Origin of the sequence: Arsenophonus sp. ENCA (assembly GCF_002287155.1) — a bacterium.
Taxonomy (GTDB): Bacteria; Pseudomonadota; Gammaproteobacteria; order Enterobacterales; family Enterobacteriaceae; genus Arsenophonus; species Arsenophonus nilaparvatae.
Window position 1 is genome coordinate 1 of record NZ_NHNG01000271.1, and the last position, 10,169, is coordinate 10,169.

16 protein-coding genes and 1 pseudogene are annotated in these 10,169 nt (G+C 46.8%); 14 read left to right on the plus strand and 3 right to left on the minus strand.

Going from position 1 to position 10,169, the window contains the following annotated elements:
• Window positions 1–181: 181 nt before the first annotated feature.
• The 3 genes and pseudogenes from CBG25_RS07010 to CBG25_RS07020 form a co-directional block, all read left to right on the plus strand.
• Window positions 182–358 (plus strand): annotated as a pseudogene (locus tag CBG25_RS07010) (S-type pyocin domain-containing protein); the annotation flags it as partial.
• Entirely contained in the window at window positions 358–621 is a 264-nt protein-coding gene (locus CBG25_RS07015) for an immunity protein (RefSeq protein WP_290605600.1), read from the plus strand. The pseudogene CBG25_RS07010 and the gene CBG25_RS07015, both read left to right, overlap by 1 nt.
• Before the next feature lie 25 nt (window positions 622–646).
• Window positions 647–1,411 (plus strand): colicin E3-like toxin immunity protein, encoded by a 765-nt coding sequence (locus CBG25_RS07020; protein WP_290605602.1) that lies wholly within the window; start codon window positions 647–649, stop codon window positions 1,409–1,411.
• A 44-nt stretch (window positions 1,412–1,455) separates the two neighbouring features.
• On the opposite strand, the gene CBG25_RS07025 is transcribed toward CBG25_RS07020, so the two are convergent.
• Entirely contained in the window at window positions 1,456–1,950 is a 495-nt protein-coding gene (locus tag CBG25_RS07025) for an Hsp20 family protein (RefSeq protein WP_290605604.1), read from the minus strand.
• A 94-nt stretch (window positions 1,951–2,044) separates the two neighbouring features.
• Here CBG25_RS07025 and CBG25_RS07030 point away from each other — a divergent pair, with 94 nt between their 5' ends.
• From CBG25_RS07030 to pilV (CBG25_RS07050), 5 genes are all read left to right on the plus strand, one after another.
• On the plus strand, window positions 2,045–3,160 hold the full coding sequence (locus tag CBG25_RS07030) for a type II secretion system F family protein (RefSeq protein ID WP_290605608.1): 1,116 nt from the start codon (window positions 2,045–2,047) through the stop codon (window positions 3,158–3,160).
• A gap of 48 nt (window positions 3,161–3,208) precedes the next feature.
• Window positions 3,209–3,787, plus strand: coding sequence for a type 4 pilus major pilin (locus CBG25_RS07035; RefSeq protein WP_290605612.1), 579 nt, complete (start codon window positions 3,209–3,211; stop codon window positions 3,785–3,787).
• An 84-nt stretch (window positions 3,788–3,871) separates the two neighbouring features.
• A complete protein-coding gene (locus tag CBG25_RS07040) occupies window positions 3,872–4,342 on the plus strand; it encodes a lytic transglycosylase domain-containing protein (RefSeq protein ID WP_290605616.1) in 471 nt (156 codons plus the stop codon).
• Entirely contained in the window at window positions 4,339–5,019 is a 681-nt protein-coding gene (locus CBG25_RS07045; protein ID WP_290605618.1) for an A24 family peptidase, read from the plus strand. The genes CBG25_RS07040 and CBG25_RS07045 overlap by 4 nt, the downstream gene beginning before the upstream one ends.
• Entirely contained in the window at window positions 5,016–6,101 is a 1,086-nt protein-coding gene (gene pilV, locus CBG25_RS07050) for a shufflon system plasmid conjugative transfer pilus tip adhesin PilV (protein ID WP_290605620.1), read from the plus strand. Before CBG25_RS07045 ends, pilV (CBG25_RS07050) begins: the two co-directional genes overlap by 4 nt.
• Before the next feature lie 143 nt (window positions 6,102–6,244).
• Here the strand turns inward: pilV (CBG25_RS07050) and CBG25_RS07055 are convergent, their stop codons facing one another.
• Entirely contained in the window at window positions 6,245–6,550 is a 306-nt protein-coding gene (locus CBG25_RS07055) for a hypothetical protein (RefSeq protein ID WP_290605623.1), read from the minus strand.
• A 26-nt stretch (window positions 6,551–6,576) separates the two neighbouring features.
• Between CBG25_RS07055 and CBG25_RS07060 the strand changes: the two genes are divergently transcribed.
• The 4 genes from CBG25_RS07060 (at window position 6,577) to CBG25_RS07075 (ending at window position 8,433) form a co-directional block, all read left to right on the plus strand.
• The gene (locus tag CBG25_RS07060; protein WP_290605625.1) at window positions 6,577–6,720 is read left to right on the plus strand and encodes a hypothetical protein; all 144 of its coding nucleotides are present in this window, start codon (window positions 6,577–6,579) and stop codon (window positions 6,718–6,720) included.
• 179 nt (window positions 6,721–6,899) lie between these two features.
• Window positions 6,900–7,565, plus strand: a complete 666-nt coding sequence (gene pilV, locus CBG25_RS07065; RefSeq protein WP_290605637.1) for a shufflon system plasmid conjugative transfer pilus tip adhesin PilV — start codon at window positions 6,900–6,902, stop codon at window positions 7,563–7,565.
• Between the two features lie 26 nt (window positions 7,566–7,591).
• The gene (gene pilV / locus CBG25_RS07070; protein ID WP_290605629.1) at window positions 7,592–7,978 is read left to right on the plus strand and encodes a shufflon system plasmid conjugative transfer pilus tip adhesin PilV; all 387 of its coding nucleotides are present in this window, start codon (window positions 7,592–7,594) and stop codon (window positions 7,976–7,978) included.
• A gap of 101 nt (window positions 7,979–8,079) precedes the next feature.
• Window positions 8,080–8,433, plus strand: coding sequence for a hypothetical protein (locus tag CBG25_RS07075; protein WP_290605631.1), 354 nt, complete (start codon window positions 8,080–8,082; stop codon window positions 8,431–8,433).
• A gap of 25 nt (window positions 8,434–8,458) precedes the next feature.
• Here the strand turns inward: CBG25_RS07075 and CBG25_RS07080 are convergent, their stop codons facing one another.
• Window positions 8,459–8,758: a hypothetical protein gene (locus CBG25_RS07080; protein WP_290605633.1), complete on the minus strand. Its 300-nt coding sequence runs from the start codon at window positions 8,756–8,758 to the stop codon at window positions 8,459–8,461.
• A 149-nt stretch (window positions 8,759–8,907) separates the two neighbouring features.
• On the opposite strand from CBG25_RS07080, the gene CBG25_RS07085 reads away from it, so the two are divergent.
• Both CBG25_RS07085 and CBG25_RS07090 read left to right on the plus strand, forming a co-directional pair.
• Complete coding sequence (locus CBG25_RS07085; RefSeq protein ID WP_290605635.1) at window positions 8,908–9,222, plus strand: TrbM/KikA/MpfK family conjugal transfer protein; 315 nt, start codon at window positions 8,908–8,910, stop codon at window positions 9,220–9,222.
• 4 nt (window positions 9,223–9,226) lie between these two features.
• Window positions 9,227–10,169 (plus strand): DNA topoisomerase (locus tag CBG25_RS07090; protein ID WP_290605639.1); only part of this gene is annotated, 943 nt, incomplete at its 3' end.

Here is a 10,169-nt window from a genome sequence, read left to right on the forward strand (position 1 = left end):
GGCATTTTGACGACAATACTGAGTTGGATTTAATCCGGAATATTCTTGAGCTTCAATGATAGCTCGCCATTTCTCGTCTGTACGGTAAATTCCCATCTAATATTTCTCCTTAATTGTTAGCGTCGAACATCATGACAAATTAGGAGAAGTGAAAAAATGTGGGGATTTAACGACGCTTACACTGGAACGGTACCGAAATCTTGGCATTAAAGATGGCATGATACCAGAAAACTATGACGAAGTTTGGAATAACACTCATACAGCAACGTTAGAAGACTATAAGGTTAATGAGAAAACGCAGACTCTGTATACACCTGAAGCCGAGGAAGCGTATCTCAAAGCAGAAGGGGGTAAGTAATGTTAGATATTGAAAGTATTTACAAAAATGAAAGCGTAGAGGATGTTCTTTTACATTTTGCTCTACGCACTCCCTATCCGAGTATCGATAGAATGTATGTTAAATACAAATTTGAGGTTGTTGCTCATGGGGAATTATTAAAAACACACCAAAGACTTTTTAAAGAAGGTAAATTAAAAAAAACAGGCAAACCTCTGCCAGAAAAAGGCCCTAACTGGAAAGAGCCAAAATTTGTTACCGAGAAAAAATATGGAATAAAGTAAATTAAAGTTATTAATGGAGTTAAATATGGGCCTTAGATTATGTCTTCACTGGTTCGATAAGAAAACAGAACTGGGTATAAACCATGAATACTCATCTGATTGTGGTGATGATAATTCGCTGCTTGAACGACTTGGTATATCGGCAGCGAATAATATCAACAACGGTAACTTTGATGTTGAAACGCACTGGATACCTTTGATGCAACCCTTATTTTATCATTGGATTAATCCAGAAGATTATGATTATCAGTTAGCCTTTGAGTATAAGACTAACTGGGATAGCGATAAAATTAAAAAAGGACATAACATCATGACAGAACAATATATATCGATTGACGAACTGGTAGGTATTCCTTTTCCCTATCCGCTTGCAGAACCGCCAAAAGGCTGGTTTGTCTGTCATGGTCAGGCATTTGATAAAGAAAAATACCCAAAACTTGCAAAATGTTACCCTGATGGAAAGTTACCTGATTTACGGGGAGAATTTATTCGGGGTTGGGATGCAGGACGTAATGTAGACTCTGGTAGACATATATTAAGTTCTCAAAGTGATGCCATGCAGAAAATTTGGGCACAATGGGCAATGGATGACCAAGCAGTTGATTCAAACTTCCCTCCCAACGGTGCTTTTTATTGTGATAAAAAGAATTCTGTTGGCTACGATGCAACGTCAAGAAATGACGAGTGGAGAGGATATCAGGGACATTTAGACTCCTCCCGCGTAACACGAACAGCCGAAGAAACCCGCCCACGCAATATTTCCTTTAACTACATCGTGAAAGCGGCTTGATTTTTTTATCATCTACAAAAGCGCCCCAATCAGGGGCGCTATAATTAAGCAGCGTTGTGTTCAAGCACACGGCCTGATTGATTTTGAACGCCAATGGCGATTTTCTGTGGTTTTTCCTGTTCAGGAATATCATAAGTAAATTGCAGAGTTAATAATCCTTTATCCAGATTGGCCTGCTGGATCGTTATCCGATGCTCAAGGCTGAAACTTAAGGAAAACGCACTTTTCCTGATGCCCTGATGCAACCATTTGATACCGTCTTTTTCTTCGTTAGCCTCTGTTTCCTCAGCCTTCGGTTTACCGCTCAGGGTTAACTGGTTATTAAGCACCGAAATATCGAGTTCATCCTGCGAATAACCCGGTACGCTCACCGTCATTTCATAATGCTCTTTATCTTTTTGCAGCAGATTATAGGCTGGCGTATCAGCAACCGGGGTTTCACCGGTCAAACGGCTAAACAGATTATCTATCTGGGTAAAACGGTCAGACAGCAGATGATTGCTGAGTGCGGGAATGAGAGAGAAAGAACGATAGGCCATAATATCCTCCTTTAGCACGCATTTATTTAAATCTTACGTTCGCATTCTTCATATAGGGACAGTTGATACGTTTTCAAGTGGTTCCCCCATCAACATGAGAGAAAAACCAATGTTGCCCTCATTAACGTCAACCTTTGTTGCCGTCAAACCTCGCATTGACGCAACACTGAGATGGATTTACCAAAAAACCTTTTCCGCCAAAGACCGCATCGCCTTCTACGACATGCTGGCCTTTTTGCTGGATAACAACAAATCGTTGCAGCAAGCCTTTATCGATATGCGCAACGTTGTCACCGATTTTGGCCGCAAACATCATCCCTATGCGGTGTTGTTGACCGATTGCCTGTCGGCGCTGGATGAGGGGCAAGGCGCGTTTGAAAAGGTATTGCTCGAATGGGTGCCGGTTCAGGAAGCTACCCTGATTGGCTCAGGCATCCTCTCCGGCAAGCTCTCCGACGCCTTGCGTCGTGCCAGCCAGATTGTGGAGGGCAAGAAAACCATGGTCTCCGCCCTGTTTGGGGCACTGGCCTACCCCTGCTTTCTGCTGGGTATCGTGGTGCTGATGATGCACATGGTGTGTAACAAATTTATCCCCAAGCTGGACAGGCTGATACCGCGCGAAAAGTGGGAGGGCGCGCTTAGCCTGCTCACCGGCATTTCTGAATTTATAGTTCATTTCGAGTGGTTACTGCTGTTTAGCCTGCTGGCACTTACCGCCCTGATTGTCTGGTCAATGGGACACTGGGCAAACCGGAAAATCGCCGACCACCTGCCGCCGTGGTCAGTGTATCGCGCGGTGCAGGGGGTTTACTTTTTGCTGAATATTGCGGCGTTACTGCGGGTCAATATCCCGGTGATGCAGGCGGTGAATATGCTCGGTGAAACCGCCAGTCCGTGGCTGGAAAGGCGCATTAATGAAACCCTGCATTATATGCGACAGGGCGAACATCTGGGGCTGGCCTTAAAAAGTAGCGGCTATCACTTCCCCTCGCGGGAGTGTGTCAATCAGATGATGCTGTTAACCGAAGGCGCGGGAGCCGAAAACAGCCTTGAGCGCTATGCCGACCGCTGGTTGCAGATCACCATTTCGCAGGTCAAGAAAACATCACGCTATTTAACGGCTTTCTGCTTTTTGTTGGTGTTCGGCTACATGTTGCTGCTGCTATTAGCCAGCAGTGATTTAAACACCATGGTCAATCAAATGGGGTAAGGAATGAAAAGTAATATGTCGTTTTATTCACAAACAAAAGAGGACGTTATGAAAAACAAGGCAACGCTGCACCGAGGATTTTTAAGTCTGGAAGCGATGGGAGTATTGGCGATTATTGCGGTCGCCATTGTGCTGGCTGTCAGCGCCGTCTCTATCCTGTTTAATAAAAGCACCCTTAACGATGAAATGTCCAATGTGCAGGCATTGGTGACGCAAGCCCGTGGCATGTTAAAAACGCAGGGCGAATACCCGTTTAGCAGTGGAGCCAAAATGACCGGTACACTTGTGCAGTTTGGCGGCGTACCGGGCAGCATGACCATTAACGGTGACAAGGCGAGCGGCTCGGCCAAGATTGCCAACGGCTGGGGCGGTGACGTGATTATTTCCCCGGAAAAAATTCAGGGGTCAGCCAATAACAAAGGCTTTTCAGTGACCTATAAGAATGTGCCGCAAGACGCCTGTGTCATCATGGCAACCAAACTGAGCGGCAGCGCGATGATACATGAGGTCTCGATTTCCGGTACCAACAATGTGGGAGCCGTCACCGCAGAAAAGGCCGGGACGCAATGCAAAGCGGATAATGGCTCGGTCGGCGTGAATACCCTTATCTTTAAATCCAATACCTGATTTTCCCTTTCTTTTTTAATTTTTCTCATCCTTTCCATGCAGGAAAGGCGGGTGTTGCTTTTTCTGCATTTAAGGCGCGCTAACATGAAAATTATCCCCTTTTGGCTTGCCATGAGCATGACCACGGCGGCCCAGGCATTTTGTTTTAATGAAGCCGGCGCGATATACCAGATTGACCCTAAACTGCTCAAAGCCATCGCCCAGCAGGAAAGCAGCCTCTCTGCGAGAGCGGTCAATATCAATCGGGATAAACAGGGGCGGGTGTTGAGTACCGATTATGGGCTGATGCAGATCAATTCGACGCATATCCCTAAACTCCAAAAAATGGGGGTCATTCGCGATCAGCAGGATTTGCTCAATCAGCCGTGCCTTAACGTCAAAATCGGCGCGTGGATACTGGCGCAGCATCTACGCGAGTGTGGCGTCAACTGGGCCTGTCTGGGGTCGTATAACGCAGGCTTTCATCCGCGCAATGAACAGAAACGCTTACGCTATGCCCAACAGATTTATGCTCGCTACTGGCCGGTTATCAGCGGTGACAGGAGGAAGCCGTGAGCGCGGTGAGTCTGGTTTTGCTGGAACTGTGCGCCATCATCGTGCAAAGCGGCGTGGTCATTGTCGCAAGGCATTTTCTCGATGTTCATCAGGAGCGCCCGCTGTCAACCATCGGTCGGATAGTGAAGGTAACGGGGGTAATTTTTACCGGATTAACCTTTCTGTCGACAATATTAGCGTCCTCGCCGCTACATGGGGCAGCAGCAATCGTTTTCCTCGCTTTTTTAGCCCTGTTTATCTATCTGGATGCGGCCAGTCGCTGCTTACCGCGCTGTTTTACGCTGGCGTTTGGTCTCACAGGAGCCGTCTGGCGTTTTATCTTGTCTCCGGAAAGCGGATTAACCGCCCTGCTCACCGCGTTAAGTCTCTTTGGTGTGCTTTGGGGACTGCGAACCCTTGCTTATCGTCGCGATGACCGCGCGCAATTTGGTTTGGGCGATGTGTACCTGATGGCGGGATTGGGCCTGTGGTTTTCCTTCCCTGCTGTTCTTTGGGTTATCAGTGGTGCCGCTGTTTCAGGTGGCCTCTTTTTGCTGGCAAGAAGATTACGCCATCCAATTCGGTGGCAAGAAAACGTCAATTATCGTTCAGCACCGTTTGCACCGTTTTTGTGTGGGGTAGCGGCAATTGACCACTTTTGGCTGATGGGAAATTATATTCAGGAGGTCATACGTTGAAAAAAATAATACAAAAAAATAAACATGATATCCATCGCGGATTTGTCTCGCTGGAAATCATGGGTGCGTTGGTAATTGTGGCAATGGCTGCATTGTTCGGTGCAGAGAAATACAGTGAATATCTGGATGAGCAGGAATGGAAAGTGGCTGCCCGTCATGTCAGTCAGTTTAATGAAGCTGCAAAGCAATATATTGCTGACCATCGTGATGAGCTACTCAACCAGCCGCTCCCCAAACGTATTATCCCTTCCTTGCTGATAAATAAGGGATATTTACAACGGGGCTTCGCGGAGAAAAATGGTTTTGGTCAGCAGTATGTGACCGGCATCGTCAAAAACAGTGCTAAAGGCCAGCCCGCGCTACAGGCGCTCACCTGTAGCGTACAGGGTGATACCTTGTCCGAGAAAGGAATGCGGCGGATTGCTGCCCTGATTAACGGGATGGGTGGTTATGTCGATGAGAAAAATATCGCTACCGGCGCTTATGGCGGCTGGACAAGCCAGCCAAGGGATTTTGGCCTCGACTGCCGTCACGGGCATATTGCCATTGCGTTATCGTCGGAAATACTTGGCAGCGTATTGCAGGAAAGCGACAGGCTGTATCGCTTTCAGGTGAAGCATCGGCCAGAACTAAACCGGATGCACACCGCTATCGATATGGGCGATAACGACATAACCCGCGCGAATGTGATTAATGCAAACTATTTTTACCCCAGTTCACAGGTTATCGCCGGTGCTACCTGTTATCCCGATGGCACCGTTTCCCGGATAGAGACCGGAGAATCCGTTTCCTGTGTCAAGGGAAAATGGGCGAGGAGTTCAGGTGTCCCCATCGGAACCATTGTTATGTGGGGGGGTTCAGTTTTACCCCCGGACTGGCTTGAGTTAAACGGGCAATCTTTTAATAAACGCCAATATCCCGACCTTTCCTTGCTGTATCCCTCATTAAAACTGCCTGATTTTCGCGGGCGTTTTGTTCGTGCACTCGATCATGGCGCGGGCATTGATTCGGAACCGTCCAGATCACTCACGAGTTTCGCACCAATAAAAAAACGCTCTATTTTTAAGTTTAATTCAGCATGATATATAAATAGTCAAAACCTTATAAATCAAATACAACTTATTGTAATTTAAGAAAATTTATGTTTTTTAGTAACTTGCAGATTAATCATTGCTTTTAAGCCATTTTTAGAATTTTATATGCCTGTGCGAAACTCGTGTCACTCTTAAGCCAGCAGCATGATGCGATGCAGAATATCACCGGAAAATTCCCCTCCATGACATGGTCTCAGGGGCTGGCAGGTGACGCGTCTTTCGGTGGAGTATTCAGGAATGATGGTTTTATTGGCCCGGGTGACTCTGGCACGCACGAAACAGCGACATTTCAGGTTGGCTTTGATGCTTCCAGAGTGGTGAGAACCACCAATGAAACGCGCCCAAAAAATATTGCCGTGATATTTATTATCAAGGCTGGATAAGTTATCTGCAAATTTGGTGAACGGAGTCAACATCAGCAGATAAAAAATATTCATTCATTAAATTTCAAATGGAAATTAACGTGAAAAATCATGCAAACGCAAACAGGGCGGCGATCCATCGCGGTTTTGTCTCACTGGAGGTGTTAGGCGCACTGGTGATTGTAGCAATGGCAGGATTGTTTGGCGCAGAAAAATACAGTCACGAGTTTCGCACAGGCATATAAAATTCTAAAAATGGCTTAAAAGCAATGATTAATCTGCAAGTTACTAAAAAACATAAATTTTCTTAAATTACAATAAGTTGTATTTGATTTATAAGGTTTTGACTATTTATATATCATGCTGAATTAAACTTAAAAATAGAGCGTTTTTTTATTGGTGCGAAACTCGTGACAGTGACTATCTGGATGAGCAAGAGTGGGTTGTCGCCGCCCGTCATGCCAGCCAGTTTAATGAAGCGGCAAAACAGTACATTGCTGACCATCGTGATGAATTACTCAATCAACCCCTGCCCTACCGTATTACGCCGTCGTTACTGATTAAAAACGGTTATCTGCAACAGGGCTTCGCCGAGAAAAACGGCTTGGGTCAGCAATACGTAACCGGCGTCGTGAAAAACAGCGCCAAAGGCCAGCCCGCGCTACAGGCGCTCACCTGTAGCGTACAGGGTGACGCCCTGTCAGAAAAAGGGATGCGCCGAGTCGCCGCCCAGATCACCGGTATGGGCGGTTATGTCGATGAGAAAAATATCGCTACCGGCGCTTATGGCGGCTGGACAAGCCAGCCAAGGGATTTTGGCCTCGACTGTCGCCACGGGCATATTGCCATTGCGTTATCGTCAGAAATATTGGGTAGCGTATTGCAGGAAAGCGACCGACTGTATCGCTTTCAGGTAAAACATAAGCCTGAGTTAAATCGGATGCACACCGCTATCGATATGGGCGGTAACAATCTCAATAACGCCAATACCGTTAATGCGAAAAAGGGGAATTATTCGGAAGAAATCAATGCAGGTGGCAATATCAAAAGTCACAGCGGCTGGCTACGCAGCACGGAAAAGGCTGGTTAAATGAAGCGCACGGCGGCGGATTCTACATGAACGATAACGACTGGATACGCTCAGTCAACAACAAGGGGATTTACACCGGCGGTCAACTGAAAGGCGGCACGGTAAGGGCCGATGGCCGCCTGTCTACCGACGAATTTTTGCACTTGGGTGAAAAAAACGCTGTACAACCCGGTTGGGGATGCAGCCCTAACGGGTTGGTAGGCCGAACCCCCGAAGGCGCTTTACTATCGTGCCAAAATGGACGCTGGACGTCAGGGGCCTCGCTGCAACAACGCGAATGCAAACAGATGGGTAACTGGGGTGGCCGCGATTTCAGAGAATATCGTTGCCCCGTCGGTTGGTATGCCGCTGGTCTCAAATTTGTGGGTCATCAACACGAAGAGTCGGCCTACGTTATTACCTGCTGTCATTAACATAAAATTAATACAATAACATTAATAAATCGAAAGTCGTTATCTCTGATAAATAGCGTTATAATCTCCTGTTATTATTTTTTAACTAAGGAGAAACTTCTATGAGAAAAACCCTTTTTTTATCCGTAATGCTTGCCACTATGGTTTACCCTTCATGTGTTTTTGCGAATACTTCTTTGAGTAGAGATAAAGATGATAACGGAAATACAACACTATCAATTCACTTCAACAATAAAGAAGCTAAAGAAATTTATAAACATCTGGAGTATGCTCAAGGGTTAGGGGGATACATTGTATCTGATAACGGAATGGGCAAGAGCCACCTGTCCAGCCCGGCGATCACCTGCACGAAAAGTAATCCAGATATGTTAGGAAGAAAACTAAATGATGATTCACCAGATTTGTACGATTGTGATCTCACCATTGGGACTCATGGCCTAACACAAAATCCTTAGATCTATTGCACCGTATCATTCTGTGTTAATGACACGGTGCCGTTGAGAAACTTTGATGACCACGCTCAGGGTAACAGCGCTGCTGATTAATCCGGCTCTCGATAACCCATTTCCCATCACGAAAAGCAAGCTTGAAAATTGACCTTTCTGCCTGAACAGCATCATCGAGCAGATCGGATTGTTCGATAGTCACCGTCGCAGTGTTTGGACTTTCACCGCCAGACACCTCTTGCTGGATCAGCATATTAGACACCTCCTGCTGAAAACCCTTCCCCATCTCACCAAGCGCAATCCGGTAAGGCGGTAATGGCGCAAGCGAGGACACTTTGGGCGATTCATCACAGGCCATCAGGAAAAACGGCAGCAGAAGACAAGGTGCTTTATTAAACAGGGAGAGAGTTAAAAAACGCATAAATGCCATACATCCAGTAAACAATCGAAGATCACAATTAAATATACCAAAACAGGCCAGAAATGATGAAGAAAAATACGCTTATCGCCATTGGATTATTACTCGCTGTTAATCATGCCGTTCTTGCTGATGAAAAAGTGGACTCAGGCGATCCCTGTACCGTGGTGCTGTGCATGTACGGAAAATTGCAGGGCAATAATCAAAGCGAATGCAGCGGCGCAGTGAGTCAGTTTTTCTCACTCAGAAAATTTGGCAGACACGGTTTTGACCCGTGGAAAACATTTGTGAAACGGCGTGATTTTCTGGGCGGTTGCCCCACGGCAGATCCGGCAATCGTCGGCGACATCATGAAACGATTTGGCAAAATACGAGGATGAAAAAATGAATTTGTATATAGCAGAAAAACCCTCTGTGGCGAAGGATATTGCTAAAGCGCTAGGGGGTAATTTCCAGAAAAAAGACGGCTATCTTGAATCAGCCGATAACATCGTAACATGGTGCTACGGCCATCTCCTAAAATCGATTGAGCCGGAAGCGTATAATCCAGATTACGCACAGTGGAAAGCGGAGGATTTGCCATTGCAGCTTTACCCGTTGCGTTATGAGCCGATTGCCGGAAAGGAAGCGCATACCCAAACGGTGATTAACCTCATCAAAAAGGCGGATGTAATTGTCCACGCAGGCGACCCGGACGACGAGGGGCAATTGCTGGTTGAGGAGTTGCTGGAATATACCGGCAACAACAAGCCGGTTAAGCGTTTGCTGATTAATGACAACACCGACGCCGCCGTTAAAAAAGCACTGTCCCAACTGAAAGATAATCACCAGTTCAAAGGCATTTACCGCAAAGCACTCGCACGAGCCGCTGGCGATTTGATTTACGGCATGAGCATGACCCGCGCCTATACCATTGAAGGACGCAAAAAGGGCTATCGGGGCGTCTTGTCCGTCGGGCGGGTACAAACGCCGATCCTCGGGCTGATAGTTCGTCGCTATCTTGCCAATCAGTCGCACACGTCGAGTTTTTACTACCAGCTTATCGGTGACTTTGCCGTAAGCGGTCAAAAATTCGCCGCCCACTGGAAGGTCAACGAAAATGCGCCGCAGGACGACAAGAAGCGTCTTGTCAGCAAAAGTTATGCCGATGCACTGGCAGCACGTTTACGTGGCAAGGACGCTGATATAAAAGCCGCTGGAGTGCAGGAGAAAGAAACCGCCCCGCCGCTTCCGTTCAATCTGGTGAGATTGCAGCAGACGATGAACCGTCAGCACAGGATGACGGCGGCGCGAACGCTGGAAATCACCCAGCAGCTACGCGAAAAAT

What these genes read in the sequence shown, in the direction of transcription:
- CBG25_RS07025 (WP_290605604.1), bottom strand. Translation starts at nt 1,950, where the DNA reads ATGGCCTATCGTTCTTTCTCTCTCATTCCCGCACTCAGCAATCATCTG.
- CBG25_RS07085 (WP_290605635.1), top strand. Translation starts at nt 8,908, where the DNA reads ATGATGAAGAAAAATACGCTTATCGCCATTGGATTATTACTCGCTGTT.
- CBG25_RS07020 (WP_290605602.1), top strand. Translation starts at nt 647, where the DNA reads ATGGGCCTTAGATTATGTCTTCACTGGTTCGATAAGAAAACAGAACTG.
- CBG25_RS07075 (WP_290605631.1), top strand. Translation starts at nt 8,080, where the DNA reads ATGAGAAAAACCCTTTTTTTATCCGTAATGCTTGCCACTATGGTTTAC.
- CBG25_RS07030 (WP_290605608.1), top strand. Translation starts at nt 2,045, where the DNA reads ATGAGAGAAAAACCAATGTTGCCCTCATTAACGTCAACCTTTGTTGCC.
- CBG25_RS07055 (WP_290605623.1), bottom strand. Translation starts at nt 6,550, where the DNA reads ATGAATATTTTTTATCTGCTGATGTTGACTCCGTTCACCAAATTTGCA.
- CBG25_RS07035 (WP_290605612.1), top strand. Translation starts at nt 3,209, where the DNA reads ATGAAAAACAAGGCAACGCTGCACCGAGGATTTTTAAGTCTGGAAGCG.
- CBG25_RS07040 (WP_290605616.1), top strand. Translation starts at nt 3,872, where the DNA reads ATGAAAATTATCCCCTTTTGGCTTGCCATGAGCATGACCACGGCGGCC.
- pilV (WP_290605629.1), top strand. Translation starts at nt 7,592, where the DNA reads ATGAACGATAACGACTGGATACGCTCAGTCAACAACAAGGGGATTTAC.
- CBG25_RS07015 (WP_290605600.1), top strand. Translation starts at nt 358, where the DNA reads ATGTTAGATATTGAAAGTATTTACAAAAATGAAAGCGTAGAGGATGTT.